The following is a 25,576-nucleotide window of genomic DNA, read 5'->3' on the forward strand; positions in this document are numbered from 1 at the left end:
TGACCTGATGGAAAAATAAGAGAAGCTCCGCTCCGCGAACGCAGTGAGCTCTAGTGAGCTCTAACGAGGTGCTTTCTGCCGTGGTGGAATCTTTAGTAACAACTAGGTTGTTACTAAAGACGGAAATTTGGAGACCCTAGGCTCCAAATTTAGCAATGGAAACGCAGGTTCGCCTGCGTCCGCACTACCTAAAGAAAGCACAAAACAAAAATAAATAACAATTATAGGAGAAACCATGATTTTTACATATAACAAAGAACACGTCGGCGATACGCTCATGATTATTGTCAAAGACAGCAAAGGTGCAAAACTTGACGTTGACCGCCGTGGTAATGTTGCTCGCGTCTTCTTGCAAGACAGCAAAGAAACTGTTGCTTGGAATATTTTCCAAGTCTCAAGCCTTTTTGCCATCGAGGGGCGCGGTCAGGTGACCTTGTCAGATAGCGACGTTGAAAAACTTAACGCTGAACTCTCTAAAGAAGGTTTTGAAGAAACTATCATCAACGATGCTGAGCCAAAATTTGTCGTGGCTGAAATCAAAGAAATGGTTGACCATCCAGACAGCGACCACTTGCACATTTGCCAAGTTAAAATCAATGACGGCAAGATGGTTCAAATCGTCTGCGGGGCACCAAATGCGGCCGTAGGTCTTAAAACCGTGGCAGCTCTTCCGGGTGCAATGATGCCGAGCGGCAGCCTTATTTTCCCAGGGAAACTCCGTGGTGAGGATAGCTTTGGTATGCTCTGCAGCGCGCGTGAATTGGAATTGCCAAACGCTCCGCAAGTGCGTGGGATTATCGAACTTGGTGCAGACGCAGTTGTCGGTGAGGCTTTCGATGCCAGCAAACACTGGAATGGATAAAACTAGGCACGGCTACGGTCGTGTTTTTTCATAGATAGGAGAAAATCATGCAGGTTGAGATAAAGGAATTATCTGAGAAAGTTATTTACGGACAGGCACACGAGGTGACTTTGGACCAGGATTTGTCAGGTTTATGGATGGGATTTTTATCAGAGTTTATGACGGATGGGCAGACTTATGGATTTAGCACTCTGCTTGATAAGGATGGGCGATTCACTTATGTATTGGGGCGGGACCAGGATAGGGCCGGCTTGGAGAGTTTTGTCCTGCCAGCGGCTAGCTATGCTTGCTTCAGCTTAAAAGGTCCTGCTTTTTGAAACTATTCCTCAAGCCTGGCAATATGCGCAAGCTCATTTTTCAGTGGCAAATGGGTCAAGCCCAGAAGTTTACAAGGGGCTGGGCAACCGTACGGCTAGTGATTATGAGATAGAATTGTGGGTGCCGGTGAAATAAATTCCAAAACTCTCTCAACTTTCCCTTCCACTTACGAATAATATAAGTGAGGAGGTAATCATATGTATAACAAAGTGATTATGATTGGGCGTCTGACGGCGACGCCTGAGATGGTGAAGACGTCAAATGATAAATCGGTGACGCGCGTGACAGTTGCAGTTAATCGTCGTTTCAAAAATCAGACTGGTGAGCGCGAAGCAGATTTTATTAATGTCGTTGTTTGGGGGCGCTTGGCTGAAACTTTGGCGAGTTACGGTTCCAAAGGCTCACTCATTTCTTTAGACGGCGAATTGCGAACGCGTAAATACGATAAGGATGGGCAAACGCGTTATGTCACTGAAGTGGTTGCCTCTTCCTTCCAATTATTGGAAAGTCGTGCCCAACGTGCCATGCGTGAGAACAATGTCGCTAATGATTTGGCTGACCTAGTGCTCGAAGAGGAGGAATTGCCCTTCTAAACGATTATCTTTCAAAACTCCAAATTATTTTTATCAGAAAAAGTTGAGATGCGAGAGCACTCAGCTTTTTTTGTACTCTGAGAGGCCTGCTAGTTGTAGCAGTAGAGCAATCATGTTATCATTTGCTCAATTTACACTTCAAAAACCTTGTCAGCAGCCAGGAAAAGGCTTACAATAATAGTAAAAAGGATAAATCTGATGGAAAAAGTTATTATTTTTGATATGGATGGGGTTATTGTGGATTCGGAGTACACTTTTCTTGGGACCAAGACGCAGATGTTGCGTGATGAGGGGATTGTGACGGATGAATTCTATCAATATCAGTACATGGGGACCACTTTTGACTTCATGTGGCAAGCCATGAAGGACGAGTTCCATTTGCCCAAGTCTGTGGCGGAATACATCGAAGATATGAACCAGCGGCGGGAGCAGATGATTGCGCGTGATGGGGTTAGAGCCATCAAAGGGGCTCAGGACTTGATTCATTGGTTGCATGAGCATGGCTACCGCTTGGCAGTTGCTTCTTCCTCTCCCATGAAGAATATTACCCGTGATTTAACCGAGTTAGGGGTGGCAGAATGTTTTGAACACATGGTAACAGGCGATGATGTTGCTCATTCAAAACCAGCTCCCGACGTTTTCTTAAAAGCAGCGGAGCTATTGGGCGTGGTCCCAGAAATCTGTACTGTTATCGAAGATACTAAAAACGGTAGCCGTGCGGCTAAGGCTGCGGGGATGTATTGCTTCGGTTTTGCTAATCCAGACTATCCATCACAAGATTTAAGCGCTGCTGACCGCGTGATTACTGACTATGCGGATATTTATCAGTACTTGCCAGAATAAAATGAAAAAGCCAGCTTTTTATGAGCTGGTTTTAATGTTTCTTTCGTCGTGCAAAATCTACAAATTTGAATTTCTCTAGCTTGTGCCTGCTTTCGGTGAACTGAAATTGTTGCTGATTGGCTAAATAAACGCGCGATTTAACAGAAACAACATGATGTTCAGGTCCTAAATCTAAGAGTAGTTTATCTGTGTCAGTTATTTGATCAATTGTGATTTCCTTTTGCGCATAAGCAATGTCTAACCCTAATTCTCTTTCTAGGTATTGGTAAATAGATTGCTCTGCAATGTCACGGGTCATAGCTGGAATCAAGTCTTTGCTTAGATAGTCGGTATCTAGTACTGACGCGACACCATCGACGACGCGCTGGCGCACGACTCGCCAAACTAAACTATTAACAGGAAAATGTGTTAGCTGGTTGAGCTTGTCATCAACAATTAATTTATCAATTGAGATAACATTGGTTTTGGACGACATTTGTAGTTGTCCAACGAGCTCGTGGTAGCTGGTTAACTCAGAAACTGGGAAATTGATTTGGTCATGTTTGGTCACTTGGGAGCCAGCACCGTGAATCTTCTTAATTAGTCCAGCTTTAGACAGTAAGGATAAGGCTTTTCGAACAGTATCACGACTGACTTGGTATTGTTCGACCAATTCCATTTCAGTTGGTAGATAATCGCCAATAGCATAGCGGTTCTCAAGAATATCTTTCTCCAATTTCTTAAAAATCATTTCATATTTTTTCATTAATAACCTCGTTTTATATATTTGTTTTTAAAATACCGGACAACTAGACTTATTTTAGCAAAAATACTGCTTTTTTCTCCAAACAACTTACATACAACTATAAAATTGTTTACACTTAATACGTAATTAATCGTTGTGCAAGCTTATTGCGAACGTAGTGAGCCCATTAAGCTGTTGGTAAAATCCAACATCAATCAAAAGGAAAAAAGGAATAGGATTATGGGAAAATTTGAAAAAGATGCTCAACAGCTCCTTGATGCTATCGTCGTCATAAAAGCTCTCGTACCCCTACAAATGAGTCTTGCAGGCTTGCAGAGGTCTCTCGTAGGGCTGCAATTGTCTTTTGCAAGCCTGCAAAATGGCCTCGTAGGTCTACAAATGCTTTTTGCAAGTCTGCAAAGGGGTCTTGTAGCCCTACAAATAGGTTTTGTAGGTGTGAAAATTGGATTTGTAGCTCTACGAAGGGTCTGTGCAAGTCTGCAAAAGGTTATTGTAGGTCTACGACGGTAATTTTCATACTTGCAAAAGCTTACCGTAGGGCTACGGAGTGATAAATCAGATTTCTAGAATTTCCAACAGGACATTCATGTCATGTTATCTTTTGGGATAGTCTGTTATGATAGATGCCTAAAGATAAATAAGGAGTTTATTGAAATGACGAAAACTGAAAAAACAATTTTATTAGCTTTGCCTATTACACGACTTGGGAAATACGAACTTAGTCAGTTTATTGTAGATTTTTTATCAGACTATGATAAAAAGCAATTAGATTTTGAGACTGATACCATGCCAGAACAGCTGGTTACTAACATCCGTAAGGCTCATAAAGCTTTTTCAACAGCTTTGAATCAGGTTAAGGTGGAATCACAGACCAAGGCTATCAAGGAATTGGATGATAGACGTGATGAAGATTGGAAAGGGTTCTATTACAGCTTACAAGCTAAACAGTATGCCCGTACAGAAGAAGAGCGAAAGGCTTATCAAACCCTCAATCAGCTAGTAGCCCCTTATCGTGACATTGTCCGAAGCAATTACGAAGTTGCTAGCGCTAAGTACAAGCAATTACTAGAGTATTTGAAGGATGAAAAGTATTCAGTACAGTTAGAAACACTGGGATTAACAGACTATGTCAATCATTTAAAACAGAGTCAGGAAGCCTTTGAACGCTTCTATATCAATCACGCCAATACTAAGCTGGATATTATCAAATATGATGATGCCAAATTGAAAAAGGCTTTAGAGTCTGCCTACAAAGATCTGGCCGACTATTGTCAACTCATCGCGCGCTTGAAAGAGGATGCTGTCTATCAAGATATGATTGCCCTTCTCAATAATAGCCGTAAACCATTCTTAGAAATGATTAACCGTCGTGGCAAACGTGACCGTAGCAAAAAAGAAACAGTAGAAGCAAGTCAAGGCTAACAATCTGACTGGTCTAATAAAGGAAGAACCAGTCATCATCACTCTTTTGCAAATAATAAAAGGAAGTTGGACATCTGATACCAGCTTCTTTTTGTTCTATCAAGCCTAGTAGTGACTGTCAAGTCGCATAAGCGGACGCATAAAAAGTCTTTGAAAGATTTTTCAAAAAAAGCTTGCGCAAAATATGACAATAGCATATAATAATGTTACAGAAAAGTTACAAATGTTACACAAATGACATTTAGAAGATAACTCATGAAAACTACTACAAAATTGATGACAGTTACAATGCTTAGCTCACTTGTTTTACTTGGTGCTTGTGGTAAAAACCAAGAATCAGCTAAGGCTTCGTTTACAAACAGTAAAGATAAGACAGTACAAACCAGCAAAACAAGTGCTTCAAAAGCTAAGAAGGCCACTAAATCTTCTTCATCAACAAGCGCTAGCGATGCTTCTAAAGCTAAAAACACTAAGGCTACTAGCAATAGCTCAGCAACAACAACTAGCTCATCTGCTCAAGCCAAAACAGACACTAAAACTAAGCAGGCTAGTCAAGCAAAACAATCAGGTGTCGACTTGACTGCTCTTACAAATGGTGATTTTTCTTCTATTAAAGGAACATGGTCTAATGACAAAGGACAAACCTTTGCCATTGCTGCTGACGGTAGCTTTAGCAGTACATTTAGCTACACAGCCTTGCAATTTGTAGGAGCTGGTGACAACTATTATAGTGCTACAGCCTATAATCCAAATCAATTAACAGGTTCTTCTGTCTTTATCGTGACACCTGCTGGTAAAGCTAACATTCATACCGGTGCTGTCAATGACAAAGATACTATCGCCATCGGACAATCCGAAGAAGCAGATTATCATCCATTTTATCGCACAACAACAGAGGTCATCCCTCAAACAACGCCTGATACTTCTGTTAAAGTGTCAAATGTTGCAAATGGTGACTTCTCATCAGTAGTAGGAACATGGTCAACATTGGATGGTGTATTTTTAACTATCGGGGCAGACGGTAGCTTTGCATATAATGGGGATACAGACCAAGATATTGCTCTCTCTTCTCAATACACCACAGAAGATGGTGCCGTTTATGCGGTTGAATACCGTAAATCAGGTCAACCAATTGCTTCACCAATGGGACTTTTCATTTATAAAGATAAAATTTACATTACAGGCCAATTAGTTGGTAGTGAACAAACATTTTACCGTCAATAATCAAAAGCCTTGGTCGTTTTACCAAGGTTTTTGACTGTTTAGGATGTTTTGACGACCGTTCAAGATAAAGTGCCCTATTTGAGGGTGGTTTGTTTTATAATATGATATATTATAAAACAAAAAGAGGTCTTAGATATGATTACTATTAATGTTTTAGAGGATGATTTACTTCAACAATCACGTATTGAGAAAATTTTGCGTCGTGTGCTTAGTGAGCAACAAATCGATTATCGTAGTTTGGGAATTTTTGGTCGGTCAGACCAACTGATTGATGCTGCGACGGAGCGTGGCTATCACCAAGTCTTCTTCCTTGATATTGAGATTAAAGGAGAAGAGAAAAAAGGTCTTGAGGTAGCGCAAGCTATTCGCAAAAAAGACCCAAATGCAAGCATTATCTTTGTCTCAACGCACTCAGAGTTTCTTCCAGTAACGTTCCGTTATAAGGTGGCTGCGCTGGACTTTATTGACAAAACTATCGGCGATGAGGAGTTTGCGGTAAGGATTGCGGAAGTTCTAGAAGCCGTCCAAGAACGTCAGGAAAATACTGTCGCAGAAGATTCCTTCGTCTTTGAGACCAAACAATCTGTGATTCAAGTGCCTTATAAGAGTATTTACTTTATCGAGACATCACCCGTCCCTCACAAATTAGTCTTGCATACCCGCCACGAACGCATTGAGTTCTACGGCAAGCTATCCGATGTCCTAAAAGCTGACGAGCGCCTATACAAGTGCCATAAATCTTTTGCTATCAATGTCGATAATGTCGTTCGAGTTGATAAAAAGACCCAACAAGTTTTTTTTGAAAACGAAGCTACTTGCACAGTGTCACGTTTGAAGCAGAACGCGCTAATTGAGAAGATTAGGACGAGCGGCGCGGCTGGTGGGATGGAAGTGGTTGTATGATGCCGATTTAAAAGTGTCATCCAGATTGTTGGATATGAAATCTAACGATTTGGGTGTTTTTATATAATATTTTCAGTCAATAGTTTATAATTTCTCAATTATTTTTAATAGGCATTTGTAGTATAATAGTGATATATTTTAGGAGATCAGGAGTAGTTATATGGGTATTATTCTTGAAAATGTGAATTTCTTTATCTTACTTATAGCCGATTTACTGATTTATCAGCATGTAATGGGTAAAAGGATTGCTAAATATCATTTTTTAACATTTCCATTAGTGTTAAGGCTATTATTTTTAGTGTTACCGCCTGTTGCTTACTTTGCGACATTTTTGTTTCTACCCATATATTCTGTGGTAAGGAACTGGGGGCAGTTAAATAAAAGTATGGCGCTGTTTTATGGCTTATTCCCCGTAATTATTGAGGATTTGTTTAGTAGATACTATCAATTTTTTCTATTTCCTTTTCTAGGAATAGAGGAAACACATTTTACAATCCTAATTTTTTCAATTTGCGGTCGTATTTTAGGAGTGCTTACTTACTTTGCTTTAGTCAAATTGTTAAGGATTGATTTCCAAAGTTATCATATTGGTTTAAACCCGCAACGAGTTAAATTACCATTGGTTGTAATTGATATTGCAATGATTATCTATTTTGTGATTTTACAAGTTTTTCTTCTAGGAGATAAGAGATATCCTATTTTTGTAACTTATCGTGGTTACTTGGTTACCTTATATGTTGTTTCGATTTTGGTTTTATTAAGCTATACGAATGCAAACCTAAATGATAAACTCAAGATGGAGCTTCTAGAACAAAAAGACAATCAATTAAAATCGTTAGAACAGTATAGTCAACAAATAGAAGATTTATATCAGGAAGTTAGAAGTTTCAGACATAATTATGTCAACGTTTTAACTAGTCTTAAGGTTGGTATTGACAAAAAAGATATTGGAGCAATAGAAGAAGTTTATAGAAAGGTGTTAGGTGAGTCAGGGAGAAGTATTCAAGATAGTAAATTTGATTTTACAAGGCTATCTTTGATTAAGGACACTGCTATTAAAAGTATATTATCCGCTAAAATAATCGATGCGGAATCAAAAAATATTGATATTAGCATAGAAGTTACTTCAAGAATTGATAACTTTCCTATCAAGACGCTTGATCTGGTAGTCATATTATCCGTTTTATTAGATAACGCCATAGAGGCTTCGTTGTTTGCAAAACAACCCCAAATAATTATAGCGATACTTGAAGAAAATAATCAAGTGCTTATTGTTATTGAAAATAGTACTTTAGATGAACAGGTTTCGATAACAAATCTTTACTAGAGAGGATTTTCAACGAAAGGTAAGGGAAGAGGAATTGGTTTGGATAATATTTCGAGTATTTTAAGAGACTATCCTAATGTTAACTTAAAAACTTCAAGTAAACATTATCGTTTTATACAAGAATTATATTTAGAATTAGAAAATGACTAGATTATATCAGCTAGTCACTTTTTAATTATTTTCCAAATAATGCATCCCACCAACCAGGCATAATTATCCCCTTTTCGTAAATATTGAAATTAGTGTTATTATAGCAGAAAAATAAATGAAAATTTAATTTTGTCTTGAAATGTGCTTGAAACATCCTGAAATGTAGGTCAATCGCTATTACTAACATTTCAGGATGTTTTGACGACCGTTTAGGATAAAGTGAACTTTTTTCTCAAAAAAGGAATAAGATAGTGTCCGTAAACAAACTAAATCAATTACGAGGAAATTTAAAATGAAAAAATCAACATCAAAACTAATGGCAATTGCTATGCTAAGTTCACTTGTCTTATTGGGTGCTTGTGGTAAGCAGGAATCAGCTAAAGATTCATTTTCTAATAGCAAATCTAAAACGGTTCAGACCAGCAAATCATCTAGCTCATCAAAAGTTAAAGCTAAAAAAACGACTAAGTCTAGTTCTTCTCAAGTATCATCAAGTTCTAGTCAAGCAACTTCGTCAGAAACTTCAATTCCTTCATCAGCAGTTCAAACTGAACAAAGTCAAGCTACGACAACCGCACAAGCAAGCCAAAACCAAGTAGCTGCTAGCCAATCAACGGTGGAACAACCAGATACTACATCAAATTCAGACTTAGCAAATGGTAATTTTACTTCTATTGCAGGGACTTGGACAAACGATTTAGGTGCAACGGTTACTATTGGAGCTGACGGTAGCGTCAGTTATAGTAATCAAGGAAATTTGACTGCTATCCAAGGTTCTGTTTCAAACGGTGGCTTTGCTGGAAGTTTGTATGACCCAAATAGTCCAGTCGGTTCAGTTCCAATCTGGGTTTCAGCGGATCAAGGAACGATCACAATCGGCCAATCTACTTCAGAAACAGCTCATCCATTCCATCGTTAAGCAATAATATCACAAGGTTGGGACATAAGTACCCAGCCTTTTCATATACTGTGATTTTTTAATCAATAGTCGCAGTGGTTGAGTGTGACAATGCAATCGAAACCTTTGTCTGACCGATTTCTGCCACACTCTTTTTATACCGTTCAGGATGTTTTGACGACATTTCAGAACAAAGTTGGTTTTTGTGGTTAAAAAGGTGTAAAATATAATTATCAAAGATATTTAATGATTAAGAAGGTTAATGTGATGATGAAATTACATGGTCAATCAAAACAAAAATATAGTGTTCGTAAATATGCCGTTGGCACAGCTTCTGTGATGATTGGTTGTTTGTTGATGGCGCCAGCTGTTTTGGCAGACGAACAAGGTCAATCTAGTGAATGGGTAGATGCAAATGTTTCTCTAGCCGCAAGTACGCCTAACAGCCACACTGTCTCTGTCTCAGATACAGCAACGTCAGCAACAACAGCGTCAGCTGATGCTACCGCAGCGAGCACAAGGACTACACCAGCTAGTACCACAACTGATGTAACTCCTAAAACGGATGCAGCAACCACAGCTGATGTAACTCCAAAAACAGATGTAGTCACAACGACACCAGCAAGCGCAGATACAAGTGCTAAAGCGACTGCTACAACGACTACACCAGCGACAGCAAACACACCAGTAGTTGAAACAGCTTCAGAAGCGACACAAACGGAAGAAGTACCTGAAACGACTGCAACAACAGAAGCGGAAGTCCCTGAAGCAGATACGACAGTAGCTACTCAAACACCTGCTATTCCTGATAACGGTCGCTACACTTTTGAAACTCGTACAGAAGTCAAAAATCAAGCAGACATGGACAGCCCAACCGTCTTTTACATGGAAAAAGGCTCAAGTGTCAACTACGATAAGGTGGTAAATGCCGATGATCACCGTTGGATTTCATACCGCTCTTACTCAGGCGTTCGTCGCTACGCGCCAATCGCAGAGCTAACAGCTAGCACACCTGTGGCTCCAAAAACTAAGACCGATAAAATAGATACTACGACAAGTAGCACTCAAACACTCCCAAGTTCAGGTAGCTATACTTTTGACAAACAAGTAGAAGTCAAAAATCAGGCCAAGGTGGATAGCCCAACACAATTTACCTTTGCTAAAGGGGATAGGGTCAATTATGATAAGGTCTTGACAACAGATGGCTACCAATGGCTTTCATATAAGAGTTACAGCGGTACTCGTCGCTATGTAGCTCTCAATAAACTAAGCCCGTCAAGTACAAAATCATCTAAAACACCAACAACTCCTGTTGTGAAAGGTGATATCACTATCGCCAACCAAACCAGCCAAGGTTTTGACGTTGTTGTCAAAAATGTCAAGGATAGCCAAGGTGTCAAAGAAGTTAAGGTTCCTGTCTGGTCTGAAAAAGATGGTCAAGATGACTTGATTTGGTACACTGCTAAAGCCGATACCGATAACACCTACAAAGTCAATGTGGATGTCAAAGACCACAAGAACAACACAGGTGTTTACAATGTTCACCTTTACTATGTTGAAAATAATGGTCAATTAAAAGGAGTTGCAGGTACTCAAGTGACTGTTAAAGAAGCTAAAGCGCAAGCAGAACAAACTGAAACAAGTCTCCCAGCTAGTGGTAGCTACACTTTCACAGCACGCACAAGCATCAAATCAGAAGCTAAGATGGATGCACCAACGATTGCTTACTATGACAAGGGTGATAGCGTCAATTATGATAAAGTCGTCAAAGCAGATGGCTACCAATGGCTTTCTTACATGAGCTATTCAGGTAACCGTCGCTATCTTCCTGTTGAAGCCTTGACAAGTACAAAGACAGCTGATAGCAAAGCGACTACGGATACTTCTAAAAAAGATAGCACTAAAACTGATGTGAAACCAGCAACTAATGATGTAGCGACAGCCAAATCTACTCTTCCAGCCAGCGGTAGCTATACTTTTGACAAGGAAGTTGAGGTTAAAGCTAGCGCTAGTGTGACTGCTCCAACGCAGTTCACCTTTACAGCTGGGGAAACCATCAACTACGACAAGAGCTTGGTTGCGGATAACCACCAATGGATTTCTTACACTAACTACAAGGGTGTTCGTCGTTATGTTGACTTGGGACAAGTAACGGCTAGCACTACAAGTGAAAAAATAGCAACCGATACGACTCTTCCAAGCAGCGGTAGTTATACTTTCACAACACGCACAGCTATCACTAATGAAGCCAGCAATTCAGCGCCAGTCTTTGCCTACTATAACGCAGGCAGTAGTGTCAACTACGATAAAATCGTCAAAGCTGACGGTGCCAACTGGCTAAGCTATATCAGTGGTTCAGGCGTTCGTCGTTATATTAAAGTGAATTAAATTCGTAATCGATTAAATCTTAAAATCTGGGCAGAACTTGTCCAGATTTTTTGGGTTTAAAAACTTAAAGAAGTCTTAAACCATTTGTCGCTTTAAGCATAAAAATAGACTGGGGTCATTGTGCTCTATATAATGGGATATTATGTAGAAATGTGAGGAAACTCGGTCATGAAATCTTGGAAGGGCTTAGTGCTTATCCTGTTTAGTATTGTTATCACGGCTTTGGCGTGGGTCTCTGCGGTCAGATCATGTTTATCGTGCCGGGGGTGGCTTTGACGACCTTGGCTTTGACTTTTGCGCTAGCGACGAAGAGTCGTTTCTTAGAAGAAATCTTCCACGGCATCGAAAATATGTACTTTTTCCATAAAGTGATGGCGGTCTTTTCGATGGTTTTGCTGGTCATGCATAATGTTGCTATGGGAGCTGGTTTATGGAGCAATAGCCTGGCTACAAATTTTGGTCATATGGCTATTTACCTTTTCTTCAGTATTATTTTAGTGGTGTATCTTGGTAAAAGGCTGAAATATGAAGTGTGGCGGAACATTCACCGTTTTGTTTATTTAGCCTATATTTTGGGGCTCTTGCATGCCTATCTGATTTTGGGTGGTACTTTGCTGGCACCGACTTTTCTTGGTCTAGTTAGCTTGGTTTACACGTTGATTGGCTTGCTATCGGGATTTTATATCATCTTTTTGTATCAAACGTTTGGTTTTCGCAATTATGGACGTGTCAAGGGCATCAAGTACCTCAATCATGATACCACGGAGATTGAATTGGAGATGCGACGCGACTTTACTTATGATTTTGGGCAATTTGCTTTCTTGAAAATCTTCCAAGAAGGTTTTGAAACCGCTGCTCACCCCTTCTCAATCTCTGGAGGACAGGGCAAGACTATTTTCTTCACTATCAAGTCATCAGGTGATTTCACGACAGACATTTATAAGAAGTTGCAAGTCGGCACTAAGGTCGCTATTGACCGCTCTTACGGGCACATGACCCTCAAAGATGGGCGTGACAAGCAAGTTTGGATTGCTGGTGGGATTGGCATCACGCCTTTCATTTCCTACATCCGAGAAAATCCCCTTTTGGACAAAGAAGTTGACTTTTTCTACGCTTTCACTGGTGCTGAAAATGCTGTTTATGTGGATATGCTGCGCGACTATGCCAGCAAAAATCCCAAGCTGACGCTTCATATCGTGGACAGTAACGTTGATGGCTATCTCAACTTTGATAATTATGATTTGTCAGACAACACGACTGTTTTCATGTGCGGGACTGTCAAAATGATGACCACCTTCGCCAAAATTTTCCACGAGAAAAATCCAAAAACGGAATTAGTCTATGAAGGGTTCTCATTTAGATAATTTAGCAATCATTTCAGCTTTCTTTAAGGGTTCTCCGATATACTATAAGCATTCCTAAAACTTTTTCATAAAATCTCCAACGAAGGCGTCGCTCATAGCGGTGCCTTTGTTTTGTGAGGAGAAATGGCTGACGCTTTTAAATAAAAACCTTTGACAAAGCCCGTCTTTATCTGTTAGAATAAGAACTGTCGAAAAGACAAACCAACTTTTTCTTGGTTCAAGGAGTGCCAATCCTTGAACTCGGATGAAGCAATAAAAGGAGAAAAATCATGGCAATTTCAAAAGAGAAAAAAAATGAAATCATTGCACAATACGCACGTCACGAAGGTGATACAGGTTCAGTTGAAGTTCAAGTAGCAGTTCTTACTTGGGAAATCAACCACCTTAACGACCACATCAAACAACATAAAAAAGACCACGCTACTTACCGTGGATTGATGAAAAAAATCGGTCACCGTCGTAACTTGTTGGCATACCTTCGCCGCAAAGACGTTAACCGTTATCGCGAATTGATCCAATCACTTGGACTTCGTCGTTAATCAAAAGACGTATAAAGCAAGAAAGCTACTGGAATCCTGTATTCTGGTGGCTTTTTTCTTTTTTTGAGCTTGCGGTCAATGGTATTGTGGTCTGGAAAAGTATCAAAAAACAATTAAAGTGAAAAAAATCACAAAAACTATTGACATTGTTTTTGAAAAGGGTTACAATAACAAGTGAAGAAAGTCACAAACGGTAAAAATAGAAAGAATCGTTGATAAGGACCTCTTCTTAAAAACGCATCTATAACAGACAATATTCGGAGGATATGAGATGGTTAAAGAAACTAAAATTGAAGAACTAAGCGTAGAAGAAATTGCCCAGCAATACACTGGTCAACTCGTTGATAAAGCTGTTGAAGCTGAAAAAATCTTTGCAACTTACACACAAGAACAAGTTGACAAAATTGTTGCAGCCATGGCTCTAGCTGGTTCAGAAGCTTCCTTGGAATTGGCAAAAGAAGCCCACGCTGAAACTGGTCGTGGTGTCGTTGAAGATAAAGATACAAAAAATCACTTCGCAACTGAAAATGTTTACGAATCAATTAAAAACGAAAAAACAGTTGGCGTTATCGGTGAAGATAAAATCTCAGGTAGCATCCAAATTGCAGCTCCTCTTGGTGTCTTAGCTGGTATCGTTCCAACAACCAACCCAACATCAACAACTATGTTCAAGATTTTGGTGGCTTTGAAAACACGTAATGCTATCGTCTTCTCATTCCACCCAGCAGCTCAAAAATGTTCATCACATGCCGCTCAAATCTTGTACGATGCAGCTATCAAAGCTGGCGCACCTGAAAACATTGTTCAATGGATTGACAAACCATCAATCGCCAACACAAATGCTTTGATTTCTAACAAGAAAATCGCATCAATCTTGGCAACTGGTGGACCTGGTATGGTTAACGCAGCCCTCAAATCTGGCAACCCATCAATGGGTGTAGGGGCTGGTAACGGTGCTGTTTACGTTGATGCAACAGCTCACCTTAACCGCGCTGTTGAAGACCTTCTCTTGTCTAAACGTTTTGACAACGGTATGATTTGTGCGACTGAAAACTCAGCAGTCGTTGAAGCACCAATCTACAAAGAATGGCTTACTAAAATGCAAGAAAAAGGCGCTTACCTTGTTCCTAAGAAAGACTACAAGAAATTTGAAGATTTCGTCTTCAATGATCACCACGGTGTAAACGGTCCTGTGGCTGGTATGTCAGCTCAATGGATTTGTGAACACGCAGGTGTTGACTTGCCAGAAGGCAAAGATGTCCTTTTATTTGAACTTGATAAGAAGAATATCGGCGAAAAATTGTCTTCTGAAAAATTGTCTCCACTCCTTTCAGTTTACAAAGCTAAGGATCGTGAAGATGGTATTCAAATCGTTAGAGCCCTCCTTGACTACCAAGGTGCAGGTCACAACTGTGCCATCCAAATTGGTTCTCAAGCTGATCCATTTGTGAAAGAATACGGCGACCGCATGGATTCTTCACGTATCTTGGTTAACCAACCAGACTCAGTCGGTGGTATCGGGGATATCTATACAGATGCACTCAAAGCCAGCTTAACTCTTGGAACAGGATCATGGGGGAAAAATTCATTGTCACACAATTTATCAACTGGCGACCTCTTGAATATCAAGACTGTTGCAAAACGTCGTAACCGTCCACAGTGGATTCGCCTTCCAGAAAAAACTTACTACGAAAAGAATGCTATTTCTTACCTGCAAGATGAAACAGAAGAAATGACACGTGCTATCATCGTTGCTGACCCAGGTATGGTTCAATTCGGCTTCGTTGATGTTGTTCTTGGTCAATTGGCTCTCCGTGACGAAAAAGTGGTGACTTCACTTTACGGAACAATCAAACCAGACCCAACCCTTGGACAAACTATTGAAATCGCTCGTCAAATGCGTGATTTCAAACCTGACACTGTTATCGCAGTCGGTGGTGGTTCTGCCCTTGATGCGGCTAAGATTGCACGTTACATCTATGAATACTCACTTGACCAAGAAGCAGACTTCCTTGACAGATATGAAAAAGTCAGCGAACTCTTCCTTCGTTTGCAACAAAAATTCATTGATATTCGTAAACGTATCGTTCGCTTCAAACACCAAGCTGAAACACGTCTCTTCTGTATCCCAACAACATCTGGTACAGGTTCAGAAGTAACACCATACGCTGTTATCACTGACGACAACACACACGTTAAATACCCATTGACTGACTACGAATTGACACCGCAAGTGGCTATCGTTGACCCAGAATTCGTTATGACAGTGCCAAAACGTACAGTTGCTCTTTCTGGTCTTGATACTTTGTCACATGCCCTTGAATCATACGTATCAGTTATGGCATCTGATTTGACTCGTCCATGGTCACTTCAAGCTATCAAACTTGTTATCGAAAACTTGGAAGATTCTTACAACTACGATCATAAGAATCCAACGCTTCGTGGTGAACAAGCGCGTGAAAACATGCACTATGCAGCAACTCTTGCAGGTATGGCCTTCTCAAATGCCTTCCTTGGTATTAACCACTCTATCGCTCACAAGACTGGTGGTGAATTTGGTCTTCCTCACGGACTTGCTATCTCAATCGCTATGCAACACGTTATCCGCTACAACGGTGTGACTGGTAATGTGAAACGCTCAGTTTACCCACGTTACGAAGAATACCGCGGACAACGTGACTACGCAGACATCGCTCGCGCTCTTGACCTTAAAGGTAAAGACGATGCAGCCTTGGTTGAAGCACTCTGCGAACGCATTGACAAACTCATGCACGCTGTTGATGTTGAACCAAAACTCTCTGCTAACGGCGTTACAAAGGAAGCCTTCGATGCAGCAGTGGATAACTTGGCAAGCTTGGCCTACGATGACCAATGTACACCAGCAAACCCACGTCAACCATACATTGCTGAACTTAAACAGCTTTTGATTGACATGTTCTAATCTAGAAGATGCGTTATAGCCTTCCCTTCCTCGGGGAGGTTTTTTAGATGTTGGTAAGACTTATTGAAAGTTGAAAAAGGATTTTGATATTTTCTTAGGTAGTGCGGACGGAAGCAACCTCTTTCGGACGAATGAGAAAAGCTCCGCTTTTCCTATTTTCAACCTCTAACAGTCTCCCAGACTGTTAGAGCATTCCTATTTCAGTACAGCTTTCCTGCTAAATGGCAGTGGCAGACGAGCTTGATTTCATTAGTCTTTTACTTGCTAGCAATGGGGTTGTTTATTTATCTAGGCATCTGGCATCAGGTCTACCATGTTTCAGTAGTCTACGGTCTTTTCCTCTTTATTTTGGGAATTATTCTTTTGAAAATGGGCTTGCGCTTCACCAAAGACGATTGGAAGCGGCTTTGGAACAAGGTTTAAAATAATCCACAACACATCACTCCATTGTATATGAACAACGGCTTGATTCTCGCGGAATTGGTTCAATGTTTATGAACAACGGGGTGATTCTTACAGAATTAGCTTAATGTTCATAGACAACGACTTGATTCTGATAAAATCGATTACATTTATTCGCTCAACCAAGATGGCTGAGCGTTTTTTATTTGTCTAAAATATGATAAAATAGACCTTATACGTGGGTTTTATACAAAGCTGAATTTAGCAAGTTGCTAGATTGACCTTTGTAGAAAAACACGTAAGCATAATGAATTTGGAGAATCTTATGACAAAACAAGTTTTTGAAACAACTTTTGCAGGCAAACCGCTTGTTGTTGAAATTGGTCAGGTGGCTAAGCAGGCTAATGGCGCAGCGGTTATCCGATACGGTGAATCAACCGTCCTCACAGCAGCAGTCATGTCTAAAAAGATGTCAACCGGTGACTTTTTCCCACTGCAAGTCAACTACGAAGAAAAAATGTATGCGGCTGGTAAATTCCCAGGTGGCTTTAACAAGCGTGAAGGCCGTCCGTCAACGGATGCAACCTTGACAGCGCGTTTGATTGATCGCCCAATCCGTCCTATGTTTGCGGAAGGTTTCCGCAATGAAGTTCAAGTCATTAACACGGTGCTTTCTTATGATGAAGATGCTAGCGCTCCGATGGCAGCTATGTTTGGTAGTTCGCTTGCGCTTTCTATCTCAGATATTCCTTTCAACGGTCCAATCGCTGGGGTTCAGGTGGCTTACATTGATGGGGAATTCATCATCAATCCAACGGCTGAGCAGCAAGAAGCGTCAGCTCTTGAATTGACTGTTGCGGGGACTAAAGAAGCTATTAACATGGTTGAGTCTGGGGCAAAAGAATTGTCAGAAGATGTCATGTTAGAAGCCCTTCTTAAAGGACATGAAGCGGTGCGCCAGCTCATTGCCTTCCAAGAAAAAATCGTCGCTGCTGTCGGAAAAGAAAAAGCGGAAGTTGAGCTCCTTCATGTGGACGCTGACCTCCAAGCTGAAATCATCGCAGCCTACAATGCCGACCTCCAAAGAGCGGTGCAAGTGGAGGAGAAAAAAGCACGTGAAGCTGCGACAGAAGCGGTCAAAGAGCGCGTGACGGCTGAATATGAAGAACGCTACGCTGAGGATGAAGAACATGACCGCATCATGCGCGACGTGGCTGAAATCCTTGAGCAAATGGAACACGCTGAAGTGCGCCGTCTCATCACAGAAGACAAGGTTCGTCCTGATGGTCGTAAGGTTGACGAAATCCGTCCTTTGGATGCGGAGATTGATTTCTTGCCAAAAGTGCACGGTTCAGGTCTCTTTACACGTGGTCAAACTCAAGCATTGTCAGTATTGACTTTGGCACCTATGGGTGAGACGCAAATTGTTGATGGTCTTCATGACGAATACAAAAAACGCTTCATGCATCACTACAACTTTCCACAATTCTCAGTTGGTGAAACCGGTCGTTACGGTGCGCCAGGTCGTCGTGAAATTGGTCACGGGGCTCTTGGTGAACGTGCCCTCGCTCAGGTTCTTCCAAGTTTGGAAGAATTCCCATACGCTATCCGTTTGGTAGCCGAAGTCTTGGAATCAAACGGTTCATCATCTCAAGCTTCAATCTGTGCGGGAACCCTTGCCCTTATGGCTGGTGGTGTGCCAATCAAGGCACCGGTAGCTGGTATTGCCATGGGTCTTATCTCAGACGGCACTAACTACACTGTCCTCACAGATATTCAAGGGCTTGAAGACCACTTTGGTGACATGGACTTCAAGGTTGCTGGTACTCGCGATGGTATCACAGCCCTCCAAATGGATATCAAGATTGAAGGGATTACCCCTCAAATCTTGGAAGAAGCTCTTGCGCAAGCTAAGAAAGCTCGTTTTGAGATTTTGGATGTTCTTGAGGGAACAATTGCTGCGCCACGACCAAACTTGGCACCGACAGCTCCTAAGATTGACATGATTAAGATTGACGTTGACAAGATTAAAATTGTCATCGGTAAAGGTGGCGAAACTATCGATAAAATCATTGCTGAAACAGGTGTCAAAATTGACATCGATGAAGAAGGAAATGTCTCAATCTTCTCAAGTGACCAAGCAGCTATCGACCGTGCCAAAGAAATCATTGCAGGTCTTGTCCGTGAAGCTAAAGTCGGTGAAGTTTACCATGCCAAGGTTGTTCGTATCGAGAAATTCGGTGCCTTTGTCAACCTCTTTGACAAGATTGATGCCCTCGTTCACATTTCAGAAATCGCTTGGACCCGCACAGCTAATGTCGCAGATGTCCTAGAAGTGGGTGAAGAAGTGGATGTTAAGGTTATTAAAATCGATGAAAAAGGACGCGTTGATGCCTCAATGAAAGCCCTCCTCCCACGACCAGCTAAGAAAGGAGAATCACATGACAACAAATGAACTTGATTTACGTCTTCGTGCCTTTATCAATGCACCTGACAACTTTTTAGACGGTATTGCTCTAGTCAATGCCTTGCATCAATTTCCAGTCATGGCCAGCCGTGACCCTTATGCCCTTGAAATTGACGGCCAGCGTGTTGTTCCAGTCTTTACTAGCCCAGCAGACTGGGATCAATTCTGCAAAGATCAGGCTAGCGCTAAAGATCATACTTGGGAAGAACGTTCAAGCCTTGATGTTCTTGACGAATCCATTGTCAATGGCTTGTCAGGCTTGGTTTACAATTTGAAAAAAGATGGTGATTTCGGCAATTCAACCATTTTCTATAACAATGATTTTGTGCAATTCATGAACAATTACACAGCTGTTTTGAACGCGCTCATGAGCGAGGAAAATTTGGAAGCTGATACCATGGACAAGATTTACTTGGTTCCTGCCTTTGTTCACCCACGCGATGACCAAAGTTTTGACCGTATGTTCCCAACCATGTCAACACCAGAAGGCAAGAGCTATGTGCCAGCCTTCTCAAACCTTCAAAGCTTTGCCAAATGGTACAACCAAGAACACTTCGGTGGTGCCTTCCGCAAGGCGCAAGGTGTTGTCTTGACTTGGACTATTGACGACATTTACAAACCACGCAATGGTGAAAATGACCTTGACGAAACCTTTGGTGTGGCCATTGACCCATTTGATGACCAACAAATTCTCGTCGATTGGTCAGATGTAGATAGCGAGTAGGTGCTTATGGGTTGGTGGAAAGAAAGTATTGCTATTGTTAAGGAACAGGATCCAGCAGCCCGAACCTCGCTGGAGGTTGTTCTCACTTACCCAGGGATTAAAGCCCTAGCAGCGCATCGCATTTCGCATTTTTTATGGCGACACGGTTTTAAATTGCTGGCGCGCATGCACAGTCAATTCTGGCGCTTCTGGACACAAATTGAAATCCATCCCGGCGCCCAAATTGCCAGCGGTGTTTTCATCGACCACGGTTCAGGTCTGGTCATCGGTGAGACCGCTGTTGTTGAAAAAGGGGTTATGCTCTATCATGGCGTGACCCTCGGTGGTACTGGTAAAGACGTCGGCAAACGCCATCCAACTGTGCGTGAAGGTGCCTTGGTATCTGCCCACGCACAGGTCATCGGTCCTATCGAGATTGGGAAAAATGCCAAGGTGGGAGCAGCCGCGGTTGTGGTTGCGGATGTCCCAGCAGATGTGACCGTTGTCGGTATCCCAGCCAAAGTTGTCCGTGTCCACGGCAAGAAAGACGACCTGGTCATTCACCAGATTGAAGAGGAGCGTGACACTAGGTACTACACCTCAAAGCTGGAAAAAATGCGTGACGCTAGTTTTCATTCATCGAATTTATAGAGAAATTCTGCTATCCATTTGTGGTAGCAGGATTCTTTTTTAGCCGATATTTTGGTAAAATAAGTCTTAATTTTAAAATTGCGAGGGCTAATCATGCTATTAAATGAATTTGAAGATACGAGGGCGGTCATTGAGCCTTATGATGATGGCATTTCTGGGCTTGGTGAAATCTGTGATACCATGATTTATTCTTTTGATGGGGAAATTGTCAATCGCGTGAAGTGGCTGCGAGGGGTCTATGAAGGCGGTCATCTGTCTAGCCTCAATGGCAAACATCCTTGGTACATTTATGAAAATGAGGAATGTAAGGTTGCTGTTATGACGGCGACGATTGGGGCTCCTATGGCTGTTGGACAACTGGAAGAATTGAAAGCCAAGGGCTTTAAAAACTTTATCATAGTTGGTTCCTGCGGTGTGCTGGATAAATCCATCCAGGCAGACAAGATTATCTTGCCAGCGACAGCCCTGCGTGATGAGGGTGTCAGTTATCACTATGCAGTAGCTAGCGATGAGATAAGCTACGACCCAGCTCTGCTATTGACCATGGAAGACATCTTAGACCGTCATGGAATTGAGCACATCAGGGCTAAGAGCTGGACGACTGATGCTTTTTACCGCGAGACAGCTGCTAAGGTCAAGCGGCGCTTGGCTGCGGGCGCGACTGTGGTGGATATGGAGGCATCAGCCATCATGGCTTGGGCACAATTTAGGCAAGCCAAAGTTTACCAGTTTTTCTACACAGCTGACTATGTGAATCATCATAAGGAGGTCTGGGATACCCGCCACGAGGAACGGACGCTGGATGTTATGGTCTTCTTTGATATTGCGCTCATGATTGCGAGCGGGTTGGCGGATTAGGTGGCTGGTGCGGGCTACTTGTGTAGGATTGCTTTGTGGTATAAAGCGGGTCAGTCAGCGCCACCCGCCGTCGACTTCTTCGGAATGCTAGGGAGTCTATTTCCGTCCGTCCCCCATCTTCCTAGAAGCTAAAAGACATCAGCTACCATGGAATTTTATCTCCCTGTGGGGAAATTGTGAGTCGCAGTGGTTGAGTGGCATCTAAGCACTGATAAATCAGCACTTAGAGACCTACTCAACTGTGCGGGGGTGGGAGTGAAACAGTCTGGGGAGAGACTGTTTCAGCCCAAACCGAGAAATAAAGACGTGAGGGAAAATCGAAGACTTCGTCTTACCAATTTCTGTCCCACTCTCCATTCTGACGAGTAAAACCCAGCAATCAACCATGGATAAGTCCCATTATCTCCCCTCTAGGCCTTATTTGGAGTGGGGTGGGCTTTATGGTATAATAGGGCTAATTGATGAGGGCGAACGAAGTGAGCCAAACCTGATATTTTCGCCGTAGTGGAATTCTCAGTGGCATTTTCTGCCTGATCTTAGAAATAAAAAAGCGAAGAGGCTCGAAGATTAGGAATGCTCTAACAGTCTGGGAGACTATTAGAGGTCTGAGATAGGAAACTAAGAAGCGAAGAAAATATCAAAAATCAGTTATGAGTATAAACTATAAATTATGATAAAGGCTGTTTAAGATGAAAAATTATTTACTAATCGTGACCCAAGTGACGCTGACCTTGGTTTGGTTGCTTGCGTCCTTGCAACTATGGATTGCAGGCAGACAAGAGGCAACTTATGTTGTTCTTGTGCTAGGCATTATCTACTGGTGTTATCGCTGTTATAAATTTGTGACCTCTAGGAGAGCTAAGCAATGAAAAAATGGCTTTCTCAAACTACCATGCGCTGTGCAACGCTTATCCTTAGTCTAATTCTAAGTGTCTGGAATTTTTTAGACGGGTATTTATTATCTGGCTGGCTATGGTTACTAGTGGCTGTTGTATGGGCTTTATACATCTACTTAGACAATCGAAAGAAGTAAAACTATATGATTAAAATTTACGATACCATGACTCGTAGTCTGCGCGATTTTGTTCCCCTCAATGAGGGACAGGTCAACATGTACGTCTGCGGACCAACGGTTTACAACTATATTCACATCGGAAATGCCCGAAGTGTCGTGGCTTTTGACACCATTCGTCGCTACTTCGAGTACCGCGGCTACAAGGTCAACTACATTTCCAACTTCACCGACGTTGACGACAAGATTATCAAGGGCGCTGCCGAAGCTGGCATGGACACCAAGAGCTTCTCTGACAAGTTCATCGCAGCCTTCATGGAAGACGTCAAGGCCCTAGACGTTAAACCAGCCACCAAAAATCCTCGCGTCATCGACTACATGGACGAGATTATCAGCTTTGTTAAGGCTTTGGTGGACAATGGCTTCGCTTATGAATCTGACGGCGATGTTTATTTCCGCGTAGCCAAGTCACACAACTATGCCAAACTTGCTAACAAAACTCTTGCAGACCTTGAGGTCGGCGCTAGCGGTCGTGTAGACGGTGAGGGCGATATCAAGGAAAATCCGCTTGACTTTGCCCTCTGGAAATCCGCTAAACCAGGTGAAGTCTCATGGCAAAGTCCGTGGGGACAAGGGCGCCCAGGTTGGCACATCGAGTGTTCGGTTATGGCGACAGAAATCTTAGGCGATACCATTGATATTCACGGTGGCGGAGCCGATTTGGAATTCCCACACCACACCAACGAAATCGCCCAATCAGAAGCTAAAACAGGCAAGACATTTGCCAACTATTGGATGCACAACGGCTTTGTCAATGTGGATAACGAAAAAATGTCTAAGTCGCTAGGCAACTTTGTGACCGTCCATGATATGCTAAAAAGCGTTGACGGGCAAGTGCTTCGTTTCTTCCTAGCCACTCAGCAGTACCGTAAACCAGTCAACTTTACTGAAAAAGCAGTGCATGATGCCGAAGTCAACTTAAAATACCTCAAAAATACCTACACTCTTCCTGTGCAAGAAGAGGCTGACACAACAGACCTAGCTAAGTTTGTTGCAGACTTTGAGGTTGCTATGGATGATGATTTCAACTCAGCTAACGGCATCACCGTTCTCTTTGACATGGCTAAATGGATTAACTCTGGTCATTACACGCAAGAGGTTAAAGCGACTTTTGCTAAATTACTTGAGATTTTCGGTATCGTCTTTAAGGAAGAAGTGCTGGATGCGGATATTGAGGCTCTCATTGAAGAACGCCAAGCTGCGCGTGCTAACCGTGATTTCGCTAAGGCGGATGCTATCCGTGACCAATTGGCTACGCAAGGCATCAAGTTGCTGGATACCAAGGATGGTGTGAGGTGGACACGTGATTGATGTCAATCTTATTAACGGCATTGCTCTCGCTTTTGAAGGGGATGCCATCTATTCCACTTACATTCGGCAACACCTAATCTTTCAAGGACAGACTAAGCCTAATCAACTGCACCGCATGGCGACTCGTTATGTGTCAGCCAAGGCGCAAGCCATGCTCATCACGAAGATGAGAGAAGCGCAGCTATTGACCGAAAAAGAAGAAGACATCTACAAGCGCGGGCGCAACGCCAACAGCCACACCAAGGCTAAGAACACGGACGTTGTGACCTACAAGATGTCGACGGGTTTTGAGGCGGTTATGGGCTACCTGCACATGACTGGGCAGATTGAGCGCTTGGAAGGATTGATTGATTACTGCATTAAAATAGTTGAGGAGAATTAGCAGACGGCTAGTTCTCTTTTTAATTTTTTGTGACATTTTTGTTACAAAAAAGCGACAGTTTTTTTGTTGGAAACGGTTACTTCAAGTGCTATAATATAATTGAAAAGAGATCATGATAGGAGGTTTTAGGTCATGAGGACACGTCAATTTTTATACGCATCTGTTGCAGTTCTAACACTTGCAAGTTTATCACTAGTACAAGCTGTTCGTGCAGAAGACACGACATCAGCGCCAACAACAGTAATGACACAAGTGTCTAACTTGACTATCAAACAACGTGATAGCAAGTCTATTGTTGACATTGCTATGAGCTTGTCAGCACCCGTTAAAGAAGCGACTCCGATGACAGTTACTTTGTCTGACACTAGCGGTAATAAAATTGATAGCCTTACTCATAAAATGACAACAGGCAGTTCTAGCTTTACCGCTTGGTTTGACTTAACGAATCGTCCAGAAGGTCTCTATCTTGTCTCAGTTGAACCAGAAATGGCTGACGCTAAGATTGACCCTATGACGCAAACCTTTACCTATACCAAACCAGTTGCCGCTAAGACCGATGAAACCAAGACAGAAACAAAACCATCAAGCGAAGCAACGGCAACTGAAACGCCTAAGGAAGGTCAAAAACAAACAGAAATAACTAAGACAACTGACACGACGACACAACCAACTTATGAAAACCGTACCATAACAGGCATATCTGCTCAAATTCGTTCAGACAACTCAGCAGTTGATGTGCCCGTCACATTTGACCAAGCCATGTCTAAAGACACTAAAATCTTGGTTAAATTGACTGATGACAACTTGAAATTGCTATCAAGCTTCGTTTATACTATGCCTAAGGGTAATAAATTCTTCACTGCTTGGTTTAGCTTGAAGAACCTTCCTGTCGGTACTTATCACGTTTCTGTTTTCCCTGATTACAATGAAACAACTGTCTTTGAACATCGTAAAGTTAACGTTTTCCATAAGACAGCCTACGTTGCTCCTAAGACTAATCAAACGACTTCAGCAAGTTCAAGTGCTAAGACAAGCCAAGCAACAACGCCAACACAACCTGCTCGACAACAAAAGAACGTTTTGCCAAAAACTTCTAGTGAAAATAGTGTTGCCATGACCGTCCTCGGTTGGGTGACCTTTGGCTTAGCGGGTTTGCTTGCTAATCATTTCTACAACAACAAACACAGAGAAGGTTGACATTTGAGAAGTTAGG

The 25,576-nt window shown here is 42.0% G+C and carries 22 protein-coding genes and 2 pseudogenes; 23 read left to right on the top strand and 1 reads right to left on the bottom strand.

The window, feature by feature from the left end; translation table 11 throughout:
• The first annotated feature begins 235 nt into the window (after positions 1–235).
• The 4 genes from ytpR (at position 236) to IYQ92_RS06860 (ending at position 2,616) form a co-directional block, all read left to right on the top strand.
• On the top strand, positions 236–862 hold the full coding sequence (gene ytpR, locus IYQ92_RS06845) for a YtpR family tRNA-binding protein (RefSeq protein ID WP_195675981.1): 627 nt from the start codon (positions 236–238) through the stop codon (positions 860–862).
• Positions 863–909: 47 nt separating this feature from the next.
• Positions 910–1,179 carry a GyrI-like domain-containing protein gene (locus tag IYQ92_RS06850; protein ID WP_195675982.1) on the top strand — a complete coding sequence of 90 codons (270 nt, stop codon included), beginning with the start codon at positions 910–912 and terminating at the stop codon, positions 1,177–1,179.
• Between the two features lie 198 nt (positions 1,180–1,377).
• Entirely contained in the window at positions 1,378–1,773 is a 396-nt protein-coding gene (locus IYQ92_RS06855; RefSeq protein WP_195675983.1) for a single-stranded DNA-binding protein, read from the top strand.
• Positions 1,774–1,971: 198 nt separating this feature from the next.
• A complete protein-coding gene (locus tag IYQ92_RS06860; RefSeq protein ID WP_195675984.1) occupies positions 1,972–2,616 on the top strand; it encodes an HAD family hydrolase in 645 nt (214 codons plus the stop codon).
• Between the two features lie 31 nt (positions 2,617–2,647).
• Here the strand turns inward: IYQ92_RS06860 and treR are convergent, their stop codons facing one another.
• The gene (treR, locus tag IYQ92_RS06865) at positions 2,648–3,361 is read right to left on the bottom strand and encodes a trehalose operon repressor (protein ID WP_195675985.1); all 714 of its coding nucleotides are present in this window, start codon (positions 3,359–3,361) and stop codon (positions 2,648–2,650) included.
• A gap of 219 nt (positions 3,362–3,580) precedes the next feature.
• Between treR and IYQ92_RS06870 the strand changes: the two genes are divergently transcribed.
• The 19 genes and pseudogenes from IYQ92_RS06870 to IYQ92_RS06965 all read left to right on the top strand — a co-directional run bounded on the left by IYQ92_RS06870 (position 3,581) and on the right by IYQ92_RS06965 (position 25,560).
• Positions 3,581–3,871 carry a hypothetical protein gene (locus tag IYQ92_RS06870; protein ID WP_195675986.1) on the top strand — a complete coding sequence of 97 codons (291 nt, stop codon included), beginning with the start codon at positions 3,581–3,583 and terminating at the stop codon, positions 3,869–3,871.
• Between the two features lie 144 nt (positions 3,872–4,015).
• A complete protein-coding gene (locus IYQ92_RS06875) occupies positions 4,016–4,783 on the top strand; it encodes a DUF6261 family protein (RefSeq protein ID WP_195675987.1) in 768 nt (255 codons plus the stop codon).
• Positions 4,784–5,038: 255 nt separating this feature from the next.
• Positions 5,039–6,007, top strand: a complete 969-nt coding sequence (locus IYQ92_RS06880) for a DUF6287 domain-containing protein (RefSeq protein WP_195675988.1) — start codon at positions 5,039–5,041, stop codon at positions 6,005–6,007.
• Between the two features lie 135 nt (positions 6,008–6,142).
• Entirely contained in the window at positions 6,143–6,910 is a 768-nt protein-coding gene (locus tag IYQ92_RS06885) for a response regulator transcription factor (RefSeq protein WP_195675989.1), read from the top strand.
• A gap of 385 nt (positions 6,911–7,295) precedes the next feature.
• Positions 7,296–8,387 (top strand): annotated as a pseudogene (locus IYQ92_RS10710) (sensor histidine kinase).
• A 292-nt stretch (positions 8,388–8,679) separates the two neighbouring features.
• Positions 8,680–9,306 (top strand): DUF6287 domain-containing protein, encoded by a 627-nt coding sequence (locus tag IYQ92_RS06900; protein WP_195675992.1) that lies wholly within the window; start codon positions 8,680–8,682, stop codon positions 9,304–9,306.
• 225 nt (positions 9,307–9,531) lie between these two features.
• Positions 9,532–11,673 (top strand): SH3 domain-containing protein, encoded by a 2,142-nt coding sequence (locus IYQ92_RS06905; RefSeq protein WP_195675993.1) that lies wholly within the window; start codon positions 9,532–9,534, stop codon positions 11,671–11,673.
• A gap of 168 nt (positions 11,674–11,841) precedes the next feature.
• Positions 11,842–13,037, top strand: a pseudogene (locus IYQ92_RS06910) (ferric reductase-like transmembrane domain-containing protein).
• A gap of 269 nt (positions 13,038–13,306) precedes the next feature.
• Positions 13,307–13,576: a 30S ribosomal protein S15 gene (gene rpsO / locus IYQ92_RS06915; RefSeq protein WP_115268123.1), complete on the top strand. Its 270-nt coding sequence runs from the start codon at positions 13,307–13,309 to the stop codon at positions 13,574–13,576.
• A gap of 271 nt (positions 13,577–13,847) precedes the next feature.
• On the top strand, positions 13,848–16,517 hold the full coding sequence (gene adhE, locus IYQ92_RS06920) for a bifunctional acetaldehyde-CoA/alcohol dehydrogenase (protein WP_195675994.1): 2,670 nt from the start codon (positions 13,848–13,850) through the stop codon (positions 16,515–16,517).
• 240 nt (positions 16,518–16,757) lie between these two features.
• On the top strand, positions 16,758–16,940 hold the full coding sequence (locus IYQ92_RS06925; protein ID WP_195675995.1) for a hypothetical protein: 183 nt from the start codon (positions 16,758–16,760) through the stop codon (positions 16,938–16,940).
• A 304-nt stretch (positions 16,941–17,244) separates the two neighbouring features.
• Positions 17,245–19,374 carry a polyribonucleotide nucleotidyltransferase gene (pnp, locus tag IYQ92_RS06930; protein WP_195675996.1) on the top strand — a complete coding sequence of 710 codons (2,130 nt, stop codon included), beginning with the start codon at positions 17,245–17,247 and terminating at the stop codon, positions 19,372–19,374.
• Positions 19,361–20,110: an SseB family protein gene (locus IYQ92_RS06935; protein WP_195675997.1), complete on the top strand. Its 750-nt coding sequence runs from the start codon at positions 19,361–19,363 to the stop codon at positions 20,108–20,110. The genes pnp and IYQ92_RS06935 overlap by 14 nt, the downstream gene beginning before the upstream one ends.
• Positions 20,111–20,116: 6 nt before the next feature.
• Complete coding sequence (gene cysE / locus IYQ92_RS06940; protein WP_195675998.1) at positions 20,117–20,740, top strand: serine O-acetyltransferase; 624 nt, start codon at positions 20,117–20,119, stop codon at positions 20,738–20,740.
• Between the two features lie 93 nt (positions 20,741–20,833).
• Positions 20,834–21,598: a nucleoside phosphorylase gene (locus IYQ92_RS06945; protein WP_195675999.1), complete on the top strand. Its 765-nt coding sequence runs from the start codon at positions 20,834–20,836 to the stop codon at positions 21,596–21,598.
• 689 nt (positions 21,599–22,287) lie between these two features.
• On the top strand, positions 22,288–22,467 hold the full coding sequence (locus IYQ92_RS06950) for a hypothetical protein (RefSeq protein WP_195676000.1): 180 nt from the start codon (positions 22,288–22,290) through the stop codon (positions 22,465–22,467).
• Between the two features lie 170 nt (positions 22,468–22,637).
• Positions 22,638–23,981 (top strand): cysteine--tRNA ligase, encoded by a 1,344-nt coding sequence (cysS, locus tag IYQ92_RS06955; protein WP_195676001.1) that lies wholly within the window; start codon positions 22,638–22,640, stop codon positions 23,979–23,981.
• Complete coding sequence (locus IYQ92_RS06960; RefSeq protein ID WP_195676002.1) at positions 23,974–24,363, top strand: Mini-ribonuclease 3; 390 nt, start codon at positions 23,974–23,976, stop codon at positions 24,361–24,363. The genes cysS and IYQ92_RS06960 overlap by 8 nt, the downstream gene beginning before the upstream one ends.
• A gap of 132 nt (positions 24,364–24,495) precedes the next feature.
• Positions 24,496–25,560, top strand: a complete 1,065-nt coding sequence (locus IYQ92_RS06965; RefSeq protein ID WP_195676003.1) for a hypothetical protein — start codon at positions 24,496–24,498, stop codon at positions 25,558–25,560.
• Positions 25,561–25,576 lie beyond the last annotated feature (16 nt).

This window comes from Streptococcus sp. HF-1907, from assembly GCF_015594605.1.
Lineage (GTDB): Bacteria > Bacillota > Bacilli > Lactobacillales > Streptococcaceae > Streptococcus.

Excerpts from the sequence above, each read along its gene's own strand:
- ytpR (WP_195675981.1), top strand. The coding sequence starts at position 236 with ATGATTTTTACATATAACAAAGAACACGTCGGCGATACGCTCATGATT.
- IYQ92_RS06850 (WP_195675982.1), top strand. The coding sequence starts at position 910 with ATGCAGGTTGAGATAAAGGAATTATCTGAGAAAGTTATTTACGGACAG.
- IYQ92_RS06855 (WP_195675983.1), top strand. The coding sequence starts at position 1,378 with ATGTATAACAAAGTGATTATGATTGGGCGTCTGACGGCGACGCCTGAG.
- IYQ92_RS06860 (WP_195675984.1), top strand. The coding sequence starts at position 1,972 with ATGGAAAAAGTTATTATTTTTGATATGGATGGGGTTATTGTGGATTCG.
- treR (WP_195675985.1), bottom strand. The coding sequence starts at position 3,361 with ATGAAAAAATATGAAATGATTTTTAAGAAATTGGAGAAAGATATTCTT.
- IYQ92_RS06870 (WP_195675986.1), top strand. The coding sequence starts at position 3,581 with ATGGGAAAATTTGAAAAAGATGCTCAACAGCTCCTTGATGCTATCGTC.
- IYQ92_RS06875 (WP_195675987.1), top strand. The coding sequence starts at position 4,016 with ATGACGAAAACTGAAAAAACAATTTTATTAGCTTTGCCTATTACACGA.
- IYQ92_RS06880 (WP_195675988.1), top strand. The coding sequence starts at position 5,039 with ATGAAAACTACTACAAAATTGATGACAGTTACAATGCTTAGCTCACTT.
- IYQ92_RS06885 (WP_195675989.1), top strand. The coding sequence starts at position 6,143 with ATGATTACTATTAATGTTTTAGAGGATGATTTACTTCAACAATCACGT.
- IYQ92_RS06900 (WP_195675992.1), top strand. The coding sequence starts at position 8,680 with ATGAAAAAATCAACATCAAAACTAATGGCAATTGCTATGCTAAGTTCA.
- IYQ92_RS06905 (WP_195675993.1), top strand. The coding sequence starts at position 9,532 with ATGATTAAGAAGGTTAATGTGATGATGAAATTACATGGTCAATCAAAA.
- rpsO (WP_115268123.1), top strand. The coding sequence starts at position 13,307 with ATGGCAATTTCAAAAGAGAAAAAAAATGAAATCATTGCACAATACGCA.
- adhE (WP_195675994.1), top strand. The coding sequence starts at position 13,848 with ATGGTTAAAGAAACTAAAATTGAAGAACTAAGCGTAGAAGAAATTGCC.
- pnp (WP_195675996.1), top strand. The coding sequence starts at position 17,245 with ATGACAAAACAAGTTTTTGAAACAACTTTTGCAGGCAAACCGCTTGTT.
- IYQ92_RS06935 (WP_195675997.1), top strand. The coding sequence starts at position 19,361 with ATGACAACAAATGAACTTGATTTACGTCTTCGTGCCTTTATCAATGCA.
- cysE (WP_195675998.1), top strand. The coding sequence starts at position 20,117 with ATGGGTTGGTGGAAAGAAAGTATTGCTATTGTTAAGGAACAGGATCCA.
- IYQ92_RS06945 (WP_195675999.1), top strand. The coding sequence starts at position 20,834 with ATGCTATTAAATGAATTTGAAGATACGAGGGCGGTCATTGAGCCTTAT.
- IYQ92_RS06950 (WP_195676000.1), top strand. The coding sequence starts at position 22,288 with ATGAAAAATTATTTACTAATCGTGACCCAAGTGACGCTGACCTTGGTT.
- cysS (WP_195676001.1), top strand. The coding sequence starts at position 22,638 with ATGATTAAAATTTACGATACCATGACTCGTAGTCTGCGCGATTTTGTT.
- IYQ92_RS06965 (WP_195676003.1), top strand. The coding sequence starts at position 24,496 with ATGAGGACACGTCAATTTTTATACGCATCTGTTGCAGTTCTAACACTT.